A 15266-nucleotide genomic window follows, 5' to 3' on the forward strand; every position below is an offset into this window, starting at 1 on the left:
GCACCGCATCCGCAAGATGCATGATTGCCAAAAATCGAAATCCTTGACCTCTGAGGTAATCGATTGGCGCGTCGGATTTTTCGATAGTCGGTCAGCCGGCCCATTCGGCCGGAACGAAGGAGAGCATGATGACCGACATCAACAAGATCGCCCGCAGCTACATCGATCTGTGGAACGAGCGGACGCCAAGCCGCCGCCGCGAAATTCTCAGCCAGAACTGGACCAGCGATGCCCGGTACATCGACCCGCTGATGTCGGGCGATGGGCATGACGGCGTGGACGCGCTGATCGCGGGCGTGCAGCAAAAGTTTCCGGATTTCAGGTTCAGGCTGATCGGCGAGCCCAATGGCTTTGGCGACCACGTCCGCTTCTCCTGGGGCCTCGGCCCCGACGGCGGCGACAGCCCGATCAAGGGCACGGATTTCGCAGTCCTCAGCGACGGCCGCATCCGCAGCATCACCGGCTTCCTCGATCAGGTGCCGGCGGGGGCGTAGCCGGCCGACCGTCGTCTCACACAGCGCGTCACTTACGAAGCTGTCATCCCCGCCAACGGAGTATGACTTCGCGATCTCGCGACGCATTGCGCCCGAGGTTTGCTATTCACTTCCGCCCTCAATGACAGAGGGCGCAGGGAAGACCGGGTGCTTGCTGCACCCGCGGTCTCGCGTGCGATTTGCGCAAAGGAAAATGCACACGAGCATACAGGTACAGCGGGAGCATCCCGGCCTTCCCTGCGCAATGGCTTTACGGCTTACTTCGTGCTCTTCCCGGAGAACGGCTCTTTTGCCTCCGTCGCTCCTGAGAAGCTTCTTCCCAAGAACTTAACGCCAGCACCGCGGCGCCCGAACCACACGACTTCGCCGTACGCTTCCTGCGCCTACGTCTTGCGCATTCCGCGTCCACCGCATCTCACCGCACGTTCGTGACGATCGCGAGCGCCCCTCAATGGGTGAGACGGGCGGAGTTATGCCGCTGATTTGCCTCTCGCGTGAAGTGGAATATTTTCGATTCCCGGGCTTGACACGATTTCTGAAAATCAGAAGTGATTTGCGCGTAGCGTTGCTTTGCCGCAGTCGCGCATTGAAATTTCGCTTGGGCGCGAGGCAAATCAGTTCGCAGTTCGTAGGCTGGCAAAGTCAACGGGTCGCGCGAATGCACGCCGAGCAACGAGCGCAAGGGCGCTCGCTACGCTGAAAAAATAGCTTGCTCGGAGCAAAACGTTCTGCTGCAACGATGGTCCGGCCGGCCCTGTTGCGACGTTGCGGAGCATAGAACCGGCGCGGGATTTGCTTCGCTGAGGCGATCGAAAAACGGAGCTGTCATGAGCATCGACCTGACCCGCCGCACCCTCCTTCACCTGGCCGGCGCCTCGTCGCTGAGCGCGGCCGCCACGGCGGCAGCGTTGGCGGAAGGAGCGGCCGACGGCGCTGCCGGGTCGACCTTCGCCAACCGCACGCCGATGCGGATCGGCATGGTGACCTTGCGCGTGCGTAACCTCGATCTCGTCGCCAATTACTATCGCGACGCTATCGGGCTCACCGTCATGCAGCGCACGGCTACCGGCGCCCGCCTCGGCGCGGGCGGCGTGCCGCTGCTCGATCTCACCCTGCGCGCGGGCGCCGCCACCGAGGCGCGGAATGCCGCGGGGCTCTATCACACCGCCTTCCTGATGCCGAGCCGCAAGGATCTCGCGCGCTGGCTGGTGCACGCCGCAACGAACAAGGTGCCGCTCTCCGGGTTTGCCGATCATCTCGTCAGCGAGTCCGTCTATCTCGACGATCCCGAAGGCAACGGCATCGAAGTCTACGCCGACCGCGCGCCCGAAAGCTGGAAGTGGGATGGCGGCACGGTCGCGATGGCGACCGACCCGCTCGACATCGACGGCCTGCTGACGCTGACGAATCCGCGCATCTCCAACTATACCGGGGCGCCCGACGGCCTTCGCATCGGCCACATGCACCTGCGCGTCGGCGACCTCGAACAGGGCGACCGCTTCTATGGCGGCGCCATCGGCTTCGACCCGACCCGCAAGCGCACCGGCGCCGCGTTCCTGTCGTCGGGGCGCTATCACCATCACCTCGGCATCAATGTCTGGCAGAGTTCCGGCGCCGGCCGGCGAGATGATGCGGCCACGGGACTTGCATGGTTTTCGCTTGAAGTCGCGACGCCAGAGTTATTGCAGGCGCAAGAGCAGCGCCTGCGGCAGGCCGGCGCGCCGGCTGTTGCGATCGCGAACGGCGTCGAGACCGCCGATCCCTGGGGCACCAAGGTGCGGCTGATCAAGGTTTGAGCGCGATCATCGGTTAGCCCCGTTCAGCATGCGCCGATAGGGCATGCGACCGCGGGAGAAGTCGGTTTTCTGTCTCCGCCAATGAGCACCGAACATTATTTCTTCTTATCGGAACCCAAGGTTGGCTGCCAGCCTCCGACCTTCTGACTCGGTGCTGCGGCAATTACCTTGATCTTCTCCTTCTTGGGTTTCTTCGCTTCCCGATTGCCTCGTTGCTCGCCTTTGGCCATGTCGATCTCCTGGGTTGATGGTGATGCCAGAACCATGCAGATCCGGCTAGATATCGTTGTCGACTAGAGCCGAGGCGCGTCGAGATCATATCTGACCCTCAATGTCCTGATCAGATCGAGCGTGCGGGTACGATAGAATTCGTCGCCCTCGGACGCTGGCCGACTGATGCTCGCGCTCCATCCGTAAGCATCGTCGAAAACAAACATTGTCATCCCCGAAGGCCAGGGACCATGGAGAATTCTTGCCTGCTCGACAATCATATCCTGGAGCTCATCGGCGGTCTTGAAGGGTCTGCTCATGGCTTGCCTCCCGGACCTTTTGTGGGCGCCCCGCTATTCTTCAAGCTGATCGAACTCATCGGATAACAGGATCCGGCCCCTGGGCGTGGATATCCTCACGTCCAAATAACCTTCCTGCAAAAGCTCCTTTGCCTTCTTGACGGCAGCCCCCGCCGCCGCACGGCTAAGATTGACCCGGCCAAATTGATTGTTGCCGCTGATCAGGTAATGCAGTTCGCTCGTCCTATCCATGCAGGAACGCCACGGCCGACACCAACAATGGAAGAAGCGGCGGAACGATTGCCGGCGGGACGGTCCGGTCGGCAGCCAAGCAACCTTAGGACAACAAAAGCGCTCCGTTCGTCGGGGCGTGAGCGTTGCTAGCCCTCAGTCACCGATAGACGCCGTGGGAAACGCGGTGATAATCAACTCTAGGCTCGCGTCGCCGCAATAGCGAGCGCTAAAACGCCGCGGCGACGCCCGCGAGCGCCTGCCGGTGGCAATGCTCGCACTTGACCTTATCCTAACCTCCAGCGCGATTGCGGAAGGGGCGCTGACGTAATCCCGTCGCGTCCAGCTCGAAGCGATCTACATGGCCCGATCCGCGGAAATTTGTCGGGCCTATCTCAATCGAAGGCCGATGGCAGCTCTCCCTTGCGGAAGATGACCGTCGGCTCGTCGTCATAGTCGCCCATCTCAGGGTCACCGGTGGATGAGAAGGCAACAACCCCGAGCTTGCTCTCGGCCAGCCGCTCCGCGGTGCGAAGCGCGGCCGTTGCCGTTTTGCAGGCTATCGGAACGCCCGCTTTCAGGTTTCCTCCCCGGCCAGCATCGAAGGCCTGAACGAAGTAGCTTGTTTCGCGAGCCATGGGGATCTCCTTAGAAATGCGGATCGCACCGCGCGATTTCTGATTCAAGCCATCGATCGCATCAGCGCGGAAATTTCGATTGTCGCAAAGTTGGAGTACGTATCCGATACGGCGTAAGGCAAAATGAGTTGACCGTTGTGCGTCATCGCTCCGCAGGTATAGACCACATTGGGAACGTAGCCTTCGCGTTCGGATGGTTCGGGTCGCAGCAACGGTTCACGCGAACGCGCCAGCACCCTGGAGGGGTCGCGCTTGTCCAGCAGCGCTGCGCCGATCGAATACTTCCGGACCGGGCCGACACCGTGCGTCAACATCAGCCAGCCCTCCTCCAGTTCGATTGGCGATCCGCAGTTCCCGATCTGCACGAACTCCCAGGGAAATTGCGGCCTCAAGACCGCCTGACCGCCTTCCCATCTGTAGAGATCGTCCGAATAGACCAGATAGAGATTCTCGTTGTCCTGTCGCGCAATCATGGCGTACCTGCCATCGATTTTCCGCGGGAAGAGCGCCATGCCCTTGTTACGCGCGGCTGCGCCTTGCAGCGGCGTCATCCGAAACGAGAGGAAGTCGGCGGTTTCGATCAACTCCGATCGGATGGCAGTGCCCTTATAGGCGGTATAAGTTGCGTAATAGGTCGTCCGACCGCCATCGCGGAATTGGACGAAGCGCGCGTCTTCGATGCCGTTCGATTGCGACTCCGTCAGCGGAAAGATCACCCGTTCGCTGATGTCCGGTGCTAGCTCGAAAACGACATCGACTTCATCGCCGCTCGGTCCGGCGGTCCGGTGCGTGATCCGGGGACTGGTAGCGAGCCGGGCGGTCGGATCGACTGTAATGCTGCCATCCGCCGCGATCGTGCCGGCGCGAAACGTCAGCGACGATACATGCCCCTCGCCGACAGCTCGGAGGCTCAGAATGAAGCGCAGGCTGCCGCTCGGGATTCCCGACTGGTCGGGGTGCGGCACGATGCTTGGATTGAACAGTGCCGACGCTTCGAAGGAATATTCGTGCAGGAAGTAGGCGCCGATCAGTTGGCGCTGCACTTCGGAAAACGTAGAGTGCGCCAGCAGCGCCTCCTCCATCTCATCGGCACGCAGCTCAAACGTCTTTAGCAAGTTGCGGTGCCGGCCCTGAAAATTCTCCAGCACGTCCGCTAATTGGGCGGCTGCAGCCTGCGAATCGAGATTGAGAACGCGCTCGACAATATGATTGGCGCGTGTCTTGTCGGTCGGATTGAGATCGCGCGGTTCGGTCGCTGGCTTGAACGGACGGACGATTACGCGCGCAGGATCAGGCCGCAGATAGAGCGCCCGCCGATTGATAAAAGTGGCTTGCAACAGCGTGTCCTCTGTTCGCGTGTGCGTGAGTAGACGCTTGACTCAAGCGCCTACGGCGCGAAGCGCCACGGGGTTGGTCGGATTAATATTGGCGCGCACAAGCTGGCGCATCTCGGCGAGCGCCAGCAGATAGGACACGACCGACTCCCCGCCGCAATTTTCATTCGCGCGGTCAGGATGCAGCCCGTCGCGGCAAGTGCCGGTGTCGGAATCGACCAGCGCCACCGACAGGTCGTTGCCGCCGAAAAACCAGGAAAAAACCCTGGCCGCGATCGCCCTCCATTCGGCATCGCCGTCCGCCCGCCAGGCGATCAGACATGCCGCAATCGTTGCGCTGGCTTCCACCGGCTGCTGATCGAACGCGCCAGGAGGCTTTCGAAGTTGTCCGAAGCTCGTCGTGCCCACGGGACGGAAATGCCCGGTTGACGTCGTCTGCTGTGTCATCAACCAGCGCAGGGTTCTCAAGCCAGCATCGATGTAGGCCGGCGTTCGCGTTGCGAGGCCCGTAGCGATCAGGGCCTGCGGCAGGCGGGCGTTGTCATACGCCAGGCTTTCCTCAAACCACACCCAGTCCGGCGTCTCGACCAAATCCAGGCCCGAAACCAGCCCATCGGCAAGAGAATGCCTGATCTCACGGGCGCGCTGATCATCCGGAGTTACGGCACAATAGGCGTCGAGGCCGAGCAGCGTGAAGGCCATTGCGCGAGGCGAACGAAAGGCCGCGGCGGTCGACAGGGCTTCGGCAAACAAGGCCGCCGCCCATCGACGCCGTGACCGGCTGGCATCCTTCCGCGCGCATGCGCCCAAGGCCCACAGAGTTCGCCCGTGGCTGTCCTCGGAGCCTTTATCTTCAAGCCAGGTCCGGTTGAAACCCATGAAGTTGCGAAAGCGCCTGGTATCGGGATTCCACGCATGCTGCACAAAGGCGGCAAAGCGGCCCGTCTGGCTTTCCGAAAGCGGGTGCTCGCCCGGTTCATTGAGCGCGCAGGCCAGCAGCAACGCGCGGGCGTTGTCGTCCACGCAGTAGCCGTGCGCGCGATCAGGTACCGAATGCACGGCGTGCTGAAACAGGCCGGTATCGTCGCACATCGACATGAAATGGCCCAATTGCATGTCGGGCACGGCGGGGCGGTGCGGCGCGATTGCGTCCGGTCGGGCGCGCGCGATCACCTTCAGCCGGTGGCCGTGTCGTGCATTGTCGAAGGCGGTCATGTAACGCTCGGCTGTGCGCTCCCATGTCATCGATCGGCTGGCAGCGTAGGCGCGCTCGCGCATCGCCTGACGACGAGGACCGTCGGTAAGCAGGCCCGCTATTTCGTTGCCGATCCCCATCGCGTCGCCAAAGGAAACGAGAACGCCGCGGCCGTCGGCCAGCAGTTCGCGCGCATGCCAATAAGGTGTTGAGACGACCGGCTTGCCGAGGCCGAAGCTGTAGGCCAGCGTGCCCGACGTCATCTGCGCCTCGTTGAGATAGGGCGTGACATAGACGTCGCACATTGAAATGAATTCGAGCAGCGTGGCCTGATCCACGAACTGGTCGAGGAATACGACGTGATCCTCGACGCCAAGTTTGCGCACGCGTGCCATCAGGCTGCCGCGATAGGCTTCGCCCTGGTCACGAACCAGATTGGGATGGGTCGCACCAAGTACCACATAGACCGCGTCCGGCCGTCTTTTCAGGATCGAGGGCATGGCGTCGATCATGACCTCGATGCCCTTGCTGGGGGACAGCAGGCCGAACGTCAGAATGACCGACCGGTTGCTGAATCCGAACTTGGCCTTTGCCTCGTCCGGCGCGACGAACGGAAAGTCGGGGATGCCATGGGCTATGACCTCGATCTTGTCGTCCGGCACACGATAGACGTTGCGCAGCAGTTCACGGCCCTTGTTGGCCATCACGACGACTTTCGAGGACATCTCGACGATGCACTCCATCACCGCGCGCTGAGCCGCGGTCGGTGCGGCCAGCACCGTGTGCAGCGTCGTGACGACCGGCATGGTAAGGCGCGACAGCAGTTCCAGGATATGAGCCCCGGCCTCGCCGCCGAAAATTCCGAACTCGTGCTGCAGACAGACGATGTCGAACCGGCCGGCGTTGAGAAACGCCGCACCGGCCACATACTCCTCGACGCTGGCATCCTTGATCTGCATCGCGACCGAGGCCGGATAGTCGTAGGTCTGATCGTGGTCGGTCATCGCCACGATGCAGGTTTGCAGGTTTGGCTCCGAATTCGAGATTGCCCGTTGCAGGTCGGTCGAAAATGTCGCGATTCCGCAGCGGCGAGGCAACGAATTGCCGATCACGGCGATCCTGCGTAGCGGCGTCACGTATGCGCCTCGGCCAGGCCGGTGAGTTTCGTCACGTCGGAAGCAACGGACCGAACAGGCTTGATCGATTGCCCGGAAAGCCTGTGCAAAAGGGAGCCGATCGGACCGCTTGCGGGATATGCGACCAGGGCGGTTAGCCCGTTGGCACCGACTTCGATGCTGGCACGACCGCCGCCGACGAAGATCGCCTGCCCGACGGACAGCGCGGCCAATCCGATCGCCGCATGGCCGTCGAGAGCGAGAACCCAAGTCTCCGAATCGGCGAGCAGCGCCCAGCTTGATCCCTCGGGTAACTCAAGCCGCTCAAGCACAAAATGCTGGCTCGCGACCAGAACCGTCCGCTCAAGAGTCAGGCGGACTGGATGACGTGGTGGTCGAAGCGGAGCGATGTTCGCGACTGCGACGCCATTGTCGATGTGCAGTTCACGCTGCCTGCCGTAGTCGAACAGGCGGAATGTCGTATCGCTGCGCTGTTGAATCTCGGCGAGCACGATGCCGGCGCCGATAGCGTGGATGGTCCCAGCCGGAATGAAGATGACATCGCCTTTCGCAACCGGACGCCATTGAACCAGATCAATGATCGAGCCATTCGTGATCGCCGTCCGTAGTTCTTGTGGTGTGATCCGTCGATTCAGGCCGACGGCGATCTGCGCGCCCGGCTCCGCCGAGATGATGTACCATGCCTCGCTCTTGCCGTTCGGCATCCCCATTGCGCGCGCAAACGTATCGTCCGGATGGACCTGGATCGACAATGGCGCGCTGGTGAACAGCAACTTGAGAAGCAAGGCAGGAGTCGGCGCATTGCTGTCGGCGCGCTCGAACCAAAGCTCTCCCACCGCACCCCCGGTACCGTCGATGCTGCTCCATGGCTGGAGATCGCTGACACCCCAGGGCTTGGGCATGGCCCGTACGGACGCGTGTTCGATGGGCATAGGATCTCCTGACCCATGACGCGCATGCCGAAGCGACATGCCGTTGGTCGATATCATCAGTAGGATGTGTGGCTAAGCGTCGCGTCTGCGGGACACGCCTTGTTGCGGAACCGGTTACGCTGTTACTCATATGGATACTACCGCACCCAATAGCAACCATTTTGCTTCGCGCGCGGTCGATATAGTGCAAGACGGCACGCCGAGGACGGCATAGGCGACTGGAAATCGATCCCAGCTCCACATCACGCTGCTCTCTCGCCATCAGAAAGATGCGGAACGAACGCTGACCCTTGCCTTCGCTTTGGGATTTCGCTCGACATCGTCATGAAAAGAGCGTCTGCTATACACATCACCGCTCCTTCATTGGCTGCTATCGGTGACTGAGAGTCTTGTACTCCCGCCACACGAGGGGCGGTTAATATGTCCACCAGCCAACAATTCAATCTGCGAGAGTGGCTGGTACCTCCAATCCTGGTACCAGTTATTCTTGGTCTCCTTATCGCTGGAGCAGTTATTGTCCAGTGGTAACGCCGCAGTGACGGAAGACGCGCATCACGATGCGCCAACCGCGGCTTTTTGAAACCAGCTTCCACGCAGATCAAATCATCGCGGTGAACGCGCGAGGAATGGCGATGAAAAAATCCGTGCTTTCAATTGAAGAACCAGAGCCGAAGAAGGCGGTGCGGGCCGACAGGCCTCCGACCGAAGGGTTCGCGACGATTGTCGACGGCCATTTCAAGTCGGAGTTTGATACGATCGAGGCTGCCGAGGTCTCCGGTCGAAAGCTGAAGACCGCTTATCCGATGCTTCAGGTCCAGATCTACGATGCCGCCATGAGGGTGCGTACCTTGTTGAGCTAGCAAAGCTGGCTGTCGCGCCGTTATCGCCCGTGCGAAGAAAAAGCCCTCTACCGGTCGGGGCGCCTCCATCTCAGCAGCCGCGGCAGATATTCTTCAGCTTGGCGTTGGTCCTGGCCTCTTCTGCGCTGAAAGGATCTTTGTAGGCGGCTCGCGACGGGTCTTTTTCGGGGATAGCGGGCTTTTCCATTTTCGGAGGATGCGCGGCGTCGTAGCACGACAGGCGCGCATTGGCGTTGTTGATCGCGCGGCACTCTGGCGCAGCGGCAAGAGCGCCCGACGCACATGCGCATAGTGCCAGCACGGCGAGAGTCGTTTTCATCCGAGTTCCCTTCCCGATTGGTCGCAGGTCAAATCAAGCAGGTCGATGCGCGGCGACCGTCGTCACGCAACCTCGTCGGTCCAGACCTTGAAGCCGACCAATGTGTTTGGCCCAAATGTCTGGGTGATCGGCACGTCGGAAGCGTCGCGCCCCTGCGCAATCAGGATGCGACCGATCCTTGGCACGTTGTTGCGCGGATCGAAAGTACGCCAGTGCCCACCGACATAGGCTTCGAACCAGCCGGCGAAATCGCCTGCAGCCCATGGCTTTGGCGTGCCGATGTCGCTGAGATAGCCCGTGCAATAGCGCGCAGGAATGTTCATGCAGCGGCAGAACGCAACGGCAAGATGGGCGTAGTCGCGGCAGACGCCCTTGCCTTCCTGGTAAGCCTCCCACGCCGTCTTGCTGGCGCGAGCATACTCATATCCGAAGGCGATGTGATGATGGACGAAATCGCAGATCGCCTGGACTCGCGCCCAGCCCGGCGGCTTTTTCTCGAACAATTGCCAGGCGATTTCCGAAAGCCGGTCGGTCTCGCAATAGCGGCTGCCGAGCAGATAGGCCAAAGTGTCCGCGGGAAGATCCTCGATCGCGTGCTGAACGGCGGAAGTAAACACCGGATCTGGCAGACCGCTGTCGCGAACGACGCCGTCGGCCGCAAGACGCACGCGGCCGGCGGGCGCAACCATGCGGCTGCACCAATTGCCAAACATGTCGCGGTAGGGAATGATCTCGACGACTGGGTCGGTGGTGAGGAAATCCGGCACGATGACGTCGGACGCACGGGTGAAGTGCGTGCCCAGCACCATGATCATCGGCGTCGGCTGCGGGAAATCGTAGATCATTTCGAATCCGACGCGAATCTTCACTCGAAAGCCCTTTCCGGCTGCTGCCTGCTCGAAGTGGCTACGAAGCCAGCGAATACAAGGCGTTGGCCGGCTTATTCGACCAAATGCGGCGGGCGCCAAGGCAATCGATATGCGCTGAGATTGCCGACCTCACCCGGCTCTCGGGAGAGGCGCGACCTGAACAAACAGATGTTCGGCCGCAACAGTCTTGAACGCGTGCCACGCGCGCCGGCAGATCAGCGCGAGGAACAGTTCGCGCGGCTGCGGGACCGGATCGACGCATGCGTGTCCCGCAAATTCCTGGCCCGAGAGTTTGAAGGCACTCCTCCCGGCATCATCGTGCGCAGCATAGATTTCCGTTCCTGAAGACGCAGCCGCTCATCGGCCGGCGGGAAGGTCACAATGAACCGATCTGCGGGCCGGTAAAAAGCAGTTCCGCCTTTTCTCAATCATGCTCTAATGTCCGAGCTATTTTCCGAGGGGACCGACTGCATGAATTTGCCGATGAGCTGGGACGAATGGGCCGCACACGACGGCGTGGCGCTGGCCGCGCGTGTCGCGAAGGGCGAGTTGACGGCCAAAGAATTGGCGGCGCAGGCCGCCGCCGCCATCGCCAAGGTCGATCCCCCACTTTCTGCCGTCGTCGAAGTGTTCGAGGATGCGGTCGCGGATCCTGCGACCGACGGCACCAATCTCGATGGTCCCTTTGCCGGACTTCCGTTCCTGATGAAGGACCTCGGTCCGACATTGAAGGGCCGGTTGCAGGAAATGGGCTCGCTCTATATGCGCGGCAATCGCGCCGCGGCCGACACGTTCCTGACGCGAAGGATGCGCGCGGCCGGACTCAATCTGATCGGACGCACCACCACGCCGGAATTCGGCGTCTGCAGCTCGGCCGACAATCCCGCTGTCTACGTTACCCGCAACCCTTGGAATACCGACTACACCACCTGCGGATCGTCGGCCGGCAGCGCTGCGACGGTCGCCGCCGGCGCGGTGCCGATCGCGCACGCGACCGACGGCGGCGGCTCGATCCGGATTCCTGCCGGCGTCAACGGCAATATCGGGCTGAAAGTCTCGCGCGGCGTATTCTCGCTGTCGCCGCTCCTCTCCGACTTGAGCGGGCTGGTCTCGATCCAAGGCTGCCAGTCGCGCACGGTGCGCGACACCGCGGCCTTCGTCGATGCCTGCCGCGGTCCGGCGCCGGGCGAATTCATGCCGTTCTGGAGTCCGCCGGAGCCTTACACGCGGATGATCGCACGCGATCCTGCCCGGCTGAAAATCGCGCTGTCGTATCAGTGGGGCGATTACCGTGCGACGCCGCATATTGCAGCCGAGTTGCAGAAGGCCGGGCGCTTTCTCGAGGGCCTCGGCCATCACGTCGATTACGCCCTGCCCGATCTGGACTATGGCGAAGCCTTCGCGGCGCAGACCACCTGCTACATCAGCAATTTTGCCGTCGTGATCTCCAACATGCTGGCGGCGCGCGGCCTCGAACAGCCGCCGGAAGATCTGATCGAGCCAATCAATATCCGGATCTGGGAGCGTGGCCGGCACACATCCTACGCCGACCGTGCCCGCATGCAGGCGGTGTTCAACACGACCTCGCGCAGCTTCGGCGCGTTCTTCGATGACTGGGACATCATCCTGACGCCGATCACCGCGCTGCCGACGCCGAAGGTCGGCACCACGGAATATCTCACGATCAGCGACAATCCCGACGTGCTGGACTGGTTCGGCAACCTCTGGCGCAATTTTGCTTTTACCCCGCTCGCCAATCTCTGCGGCATCCCCGCGATCTCGCTGCCGCTCGCCACCCACGAACACGGCCTGCCGCTCGGCATCCAGGCCATCGCGAAGCAGGCCAATGACGGCTTATTGTTGCAGCTCGCGGCGCAGATCGAGCGCGCGATCGACGGCAAGTGGACTGCGGGCCAGAAGCCCGGCGTTCATGTGACGAGCGATTGAACGGCGCGCTCGGCACCATCTACATTCGTGATAGCGCCGGAAGTATACGGTAGCGAGCCATTTCTGTCGGAAAGTTGGCGCGGTTGGCGAGCAGGAGCACGCCGACCTTTCGCGCGGGGACCAGCCCCATATAGGCCGACGCGTTGTTGAGACCGCCCGGCTTGTCGACGATGCTTACCCCATCGACGTCGACATTCTCCCAGGCCATCGCCTGTCCAAACATCTCGCTCACACGGAACATCTCGCGCTGCGTGATCTGCAAGGCTTCGCGCAACTGCGGATCGATCGCTCTGCCGTCGACACAAGCAGCAAGGAAAATCGCCAGATCCCGCGCCGACGAGAACATCTGTCCGGTCCCGGCGAAATGGTAATAACTCTGCTGGTTGCCAGGCGGCCCGATTGGCGTTCCGTCATCGGAGTAGCCCTGGACGGCGCGCTGCATGAACTCCGGACTCATGATGGCGCGATTGTCCGGCCCGCGGTCCGGAAGCAGCGTCGAGTTCATGCCGAGAGGCTTCAGGATGCGGGTTTCGACCAGTTCCTTGATTGGAAGCCCATACCGACGCTCGAGCGCGAGCTGCAACAGCACATAGCCGGCGTGCGTATAGACGCGCTGCTTGCGCGGCTGCTCGCCCGCAGGGGGAGTCCAGGCGTTGAGTATGTCGAGAAACTTGGCCAACGAGTACGTCTCGTTGGGCCATGGCGGATGATCCGTTGGCAGCAGGAGGCCGGACGTATGGCTTGCAAGCTCGCCGATCGTGACCCGACGAATATAGTCCCCCCGCAATTCGGTGACGTATTTGTCGATGGGATCGTCCAACCTCAATTCGCCACGAAGCGTTCCGAGCGCCACCAGCGTAGCTTCAAACACCTTGCGCATGGACGCGATATTGAACAGCGAGTCCGGCGTAATTGTCGTTTTCTTGGCTTGATCCGCGAAGCCGTAGGTAAAAAATTCCACGCGGCCGGCGATGTAAACTGCGGATGCGGTCCCGCCCGGATGATCAGCCGTCGCTTCGGGGGCGAGGTGGCCTGCCACGAGGTCTCGAACCCGCGATTCCATATCAGTGTCGGCAATGCCAACTGGCGCCGAACCGGACAGGCAGGCAAGCAGAAAGGTCAAGCCTGCAGCGCGACACCACCATCTGATCGAAGCCGTTGCCATTTGGAGATGTACCGCGAAATCGCCGGCCGCTGCTGTCAGCGGGGCGAAGCGGTGATTGATAGAAACAACATGACAGATCCGCGCGGCAGTGGTGATCCCCTGGGTTATGCTCCCAGCCGAAACGCGCTGTCCCTGCGATCGCTCCTCAAGAACACGGTCATTTGATCAAGCGCCCTGCCCGCTTGATGATGTGGGGTGGGATGACTGATCTTCGAATCGTCATCCCGCCCAATCGCTGCTTTCTCCGGGAAAACCGGTGCGCCGGCTCTACTTCCACTTCGCCAGATAGAACCGCGGCAGTTCGTCCGGATACGGCGTGAAATCGAGCTGCTTGGAGTGGCCGTAGGTCGTCACATAGGTGTGCAGCGGCGCCCAGTAGGCCTGCTCGGTGATCTTCTTGATCGCCGCCGAATAGGCCTCCTTGCGCGCTTCCGGATTGATGGTCGATCCGCCCTGCAACAGCAGCGTCGTCACCTCGGGATCGCGCGCATAGTCGTCGGCCCCGCCGTCGAAGTAGTTCGGCAGAATGGCCGAGACGTCGTTGATCGAATAGCTGCCCCAGCTTCCGAGATACATCCGCAGTTCGCCGGCCTTGGCGCGCTGGATCAGCGCCGCGGTCTGGAGCTGGTTGAGCTTGGCACGAATGCCGACCGCATGCAGATAGTTCTGCACCGAGGAGCCCCATTGCGGCAGCACGTAGCTGGCAAGCTCGACGTCGAATCCATCGGGATAGCCAGCCTCGGCGAGAAGCTGCTTCGCCTTCGCCGGATCGTAGGCGTAGGCCACCGCGGCTTCGGCATCGCAGCCGAACTGCGAGGGGAAGCAGGGCGCAGACGGAACGCGGCTACCACCGGTGACGAGCTTGTCGGCGATCGCCTTGCGGTCGATCGCGTGCCAGATCGCCTGCCGCACCTTGAGCTTGGTCAGGGGATTGTCGGCGCCGGTTCGCCCGCCCGCATCCATCGAGAGAAAGCCGATCCGCATCGATTCCTTGCGCACCGACTGCAGATGCGGCATCCGGTTCACGGGCTCGAGCTGGTCCGGGTTCATGTTCCAGATCCAGTCGGCGCGGCCGGCGAGCAATTCCGTCATCTCGGTGCCGGCATCCGGCACGAAACGCACGCTCATCTTCTTGATCGCCGGCTTGCCCTTGGGACTGCCGGCCCAGTAGTCCTCGAAGCGCTCGAAGTCGATGGAGACGCCGGGCTCGACCTTCGTCACCTTGTAGGGACCCGCGCCGACCGGCGCCTTGGCGTAACCTTCTGCGCCGACCTTCTCGCGATAGGCCTTGGGATAGATCGGCAGCACCAGCGCGAAATATTCCAGCGCCGCCGGGTTCGGCCGCTTCAGCTTGACGCGCACCGAAAGGTCGCCGGTCTTCTCCGCCTTGTCGATCCAGTTGTAATTCGACGGGGTCGAGACGCGGCTCGCCGGATCGGCGACGATATTGATGGTGTAGACGACGTCATCGGCCGTGAACGGGCTGCCGTCATGAAACTTGACGCCGGGCCTTAAGCTGAACTCGATCGTGGTCGGATCCGGCAGCTTCCATTCGGTTGCGAGCAGCGGCTCGAGCTTGAACGTATCGGGATTGCGGTAGACCAGCGCGTCCCAGCCCTGGTGATGCATCACCACGCCGGTGCGCAAATTGTTATAGAAGGGATCGATGTTGGGCAGCGCGTCGCGCATCACGATCCGCAGCGTGTGGGCGGATTTTTGCGCGGTAGCGGGCAATGCACCGGCCCCCGATAGAACCGCCGCCAGAATTGCAACGCCGAGCTTTTTTTGCATACGCATATCGCTCTCCATTTTTTTCTATTACAGACGGCGCAAAAGACGCC

At 61.8% G+C, this 15266-nt stretch carries 17 protein-coding genes; 6 read left to right on the top strand and 11 right to left on the bottom strand.

Going from position 1 to position 15266, the window contains the following annotated elements; all coding sequences use genetic code 11:
• Nucleotides 1-128 precede the first annotated feature (128 nt).
• Nucleotides 129-494 (top strand): nuclear transport factor 2 family protein, encoded by a 366-nt coding sequence (locus tag ACFXS9_RS31145; protein WP_392695583.1) that lies wholly within the window; start codon nt 129-131, stop codon nt 492-494.
• Between the two features lie 827 nt (nt 495-1321).
• On the top strand, nt 1322-2290 hold the full coding sequence (locus ACFXS9_RS31150) for a VOC family protein (protein WP_392695586.1): 969 nt from the start codon (nt 1322-1324) through the stop codon (nt 2288-2290).
• 95 nt (nt 2291-2385) lie between these two features.
• On the opposite strand, the gene ACFXS9_RS31155 is transcribed toward ACFXS9_RS31150, so the two are convergent.
• From ACFXS9_RS31155 to ACFXS9_RS31185, 7 genes are all read right to left on the bottom strand, one after another.
• Nucleotides 2386-2520 (bottom strand): hypothetical protein, encoded by a 135-nt coding sequence (locus tag ACFXS9_RS31155; protein ID WP_392695589.1) that lies wholly within the window; start codon nt 2518-2520, stop codon nt 2386-2388.
• A gap of 63 nt (nt 2521-2583) precedes the next feature.
• Nucleotides 2584-2820, bottom strand: a complete 237-nt coding sequence (locus tag ACFXS9_RS31160; protein WP_392695592.1) for a hypothetical protein — start codon at nt 2818-2820, stop codon at nt 2584-2586.
• 33 nt (nt 2821-2853) lie between these two features.
• Nucleotides 2854-3051 (bottom strand): hypothetical protein, encoded by a 198-nt coding sequence (locus tag ACFXS9_RS31165; protein ID WP_247510545.1) that lies wholly within the window; start codon nt 3049-3051, stop codon nt 2854-2856.
• Nucleotides 3052-3425: 374 nt separating this feature from the next.
• The gene (locus tag ACFXS9_RS31170; RefSeq protein WP_392695595.1) at nt 3426-3716 is read right to left on the bottom strand and encodes a hypothetical protein; all 291 of its coding nucleotides are present in this window, start codon (nt 3714-3716) and stop codon (nt 3426-3428) included.
• Complete coding sequence (locus tag ACFXS9_RS31175; protein WP_392700116.1) at nt 3713-5008, bottom strand: glycoside hydrolase family 130 protein; 1296 nt, start codon at nt 5006-5008, stop codon at nt 3713-3715. Before ACFXS9_RS31175 ends, ACFXS9_RS31170 begins: the two co-directional genes overlap by 4 nt.
• Before the next feature lie 39 nt (nt 5009-5047).
• Nucleotides 5048-7333: a glycosyltransferase family 4 protein gene (locus ACFXS9_RS31180; protein WP_392695598.1), complete on the bottom strand. Its 2286-nt coding sequence runs from the start codon at nt 7331-7333 to the stop codon at nt 5048-5050.
• On the bottom strand, nt 7330-8265 hold the full coding sequence (locus tag ACFXS9_RS31185; protein ID WP_392695601.1) for a class I mannose-6-phosphate isomerase: 936 nt from the start codon (nt 8263-8265) through the stop codon (nt 7330-7332). The genes ACFXS9_RS31180 and ACFXS9_RS31185 overlap by 4 nt, the downstream gene beginning before the upstream one ends.
• A 557-nt stretch (nt 8266-8822) precedes the next feature.
• On the opposite strand from ACFXS9_RS31185, the gene ACFXS9_RS31190 reads away from it, so the two are divergent.
• Nucleotides 8823-9125: a hypothetical protein gene (locus ACFXS9_RS31190; protein ID WP_392695604.1), complete on the top strand. Its 303-nt coding sequence runs from the start codon at nt 8823-8825 to the stop codon at nt 9123-9125.
• A 70-nt stretch (nt 9126-9195) separates the two neighbouring features.
• Here the strand turns inward: ACFXS9_RS31190 and ACFXS9_RS31195 are convergent, their stop codons facing one another.
• Both ACFXS9_RS31195 and ACFXS9_RS31200 read right to left on the bottom strand, forming a co-directional pair.
• Entirely contained in the window at nt 9196-9444 is a 249-nt protein-coding gene (locus ACFXS9_RS31195) for a hypothetical protein (RefSeq protein WP_392695607.1), read from the bottom strand.
• 62 nt (nt 9445-9506) lie between these two features.
• Nucleotides 9507-10313, bottom strand: coding sequence for a transglutaminase family protein (locus ACFXS9_RS31200; protein WP_392695610.1), 807 nt, complete (start codon nt 10311-10313; stop codon nt 9507-9509).
• A 168-nt stretch (nt 10314-10481) separates the two neighbouring features.
• Here ACFXS9_RS31200 and ACFXS9_RS31205 point away from each other — a divergent pair, with 168 nt between their 5' ends.
• Both ACFXS9_RS31205 and ACFXS9_RS31210 read left to right on the top strand, forming a co-directional pair.
• Complete coding sequence (locus tag ACFXS9_RS31205; RefSeq protein WP_392695613.1) at nt 10482-10658, top strand: hypothetical protein; 177 nt, start codon at nt 10482-10484, stop codon at nt 10656-10658.
• A gap of 126 nt (nt 10659-10784) precedes the next feature.
• Complete coding sequence (locus tag ACFXS9_RS31210; RefSeq protein ID WP_392700118.1) at nt 10785-12260, top strand: amidase; 1476 nt, start codon at nt 10785-10787, stop codon at nt 12258-12260.
• Between the two features lie 19 nt (nt 12261-12279).
• Here the strand turns inward: ACFXS9_RS31210 and ACFXS9_RS31215 are convergent, their stop codons facing one another.
• Complete coding sequence (locus ACFXS9_RS31215; RefSeq protein ID WP_392695616.1) at nt 12280-13299, bottom strand: serine hydrolase; 1020 nt, start codon at nt 13297-13299, stop codon at nt 12280-12282.
• Between ACFXS9_RS31215 and ACFXS9_RS31220 the strand changes: the two genes are divergently transcribed.
• A complete protein-coding gene (locus tag ACFXS9_RS31220; RefSeq protein ID WP_392700364.1) occupies nt 13189-13590 on the top strand; it encodes a hypothetical protein in 402 nt (133 codons plus the stop codon). The two genes, ACFXS9_RS31215 and ACFXS9_RS31220, sit on opposite strands and share 111 nt — an antisense overlap.
• A 102-nt stretch (nt 13591-13692) precedes the next feature.
• Here the strand turns inward: ACFXS9_RS31220 and ACFXS9_RS31225 are convergent, their stop codons facing one another.
• Entirely contained in the window at nt 13693-15222 is a 1530-nt protein-coding gene (locus ACFXS9_RS31225; RefSeq protein WP_392695619.1) for an ABC transporter substrate-binding protein, read from the bottom strand.
• Between the last annotated feature and the right edge of the window lie 44 nt (nt 15223-15266).

It is taken from the genome of Bradyrhizobium sp. RDI18 (assembly GCF_043203335.1).
Taxonomy (GTDB): Bacteria; Pseudomonadota; Alphaproteobacteria; order Rhizobiales; family Xanthobacteraceae; genus Bradyrhizobium; species Bradyrhizobium retamae.

Excerpts from the sequence above, each read along its gene's own strand:
- ACFXS9_RS31145 (WP_392695583.1), top strand. The coding sequence starts at position 129 with ATGACCGACATCAACAAGATCGCCCGCAGCTACATCGATCTGTGGAAC.
- ACFXS9_RS31150 (WP_392695586.1), top strand. The coding sequence starts at position 1,322 with ATGAGCATCGACCTGACCCGCCGCACCCTCCTTCACCTGGCCGGCGCC.
- ACFXS9_RS31155 (WP_392695589.1), bottom strand. The coding sequence starts at position 2,520 with ATGGCCAAAGGCGAGCAACGAGGCAATCGGGAAGCGAAGAAACCCAAG.
- ACFXS9_RS31160 (WP_392695592.1), bottom strand. The coding sequence starts at position 2,820 with ATGAGCAGACCCTTCAAGACCGCCGATGAGCTCCAGGATATGATTGTC.
- ACFXS9_RS31165 (WP_247510545.1), bottom strand. The coding sequence starts at position 3,051 with ATGGATAGGACGAGCGAACTGCATTACCTGATCAGCGGCAACAATCAA.
- ACFXS9_RS31185 (WP_392695601.1), bottom strand. The coding sequence starts at position 8,265 with ATGCCCATCGAACACGCGTCCGTACGGGCCATGCCCAAGCCCTGGGGT.
- ACFXS9_RS31190 (WP_392695604.1), top strand. The coding sequence starts at position 8,823 with ATGCGCCAACCGCGGCTTTTTGAAACCAGCTTCCACGCAGATCAAATC.
- ACFXS9_RS31195 (WP_392695607.1), bottom strand. The coding sequence starts at position 9,444 with ATGAAAACGACTCTCGCCGTGCTGGCACTATGCGCATGTGCGTCGGGC.
- ACFXS9_RS31205 (WP_392695613.1), top strand. The coding sequence starts at position 10,482 with ATGTTCGGCCGCAACAGTCTTGAACGCGTGCCACGCGCGCCGGCAGAT.
- ACFXS9_RS31210 (WP_392700118.1), top strand. The coding sequence starts at position 10,785 with ATGAATTTGCCGATGAGCTGGGACGAATGGGCCGCACACGACGGCGTG.
- ACFXS9_RS31225 (WP_392695619.1), bottom strand. The coding sequence starts at position 15,222 with ATGCGTATGCAAAAAAAGCTCGGCGTTGCAATTCTGGCGGCGGTTCTA.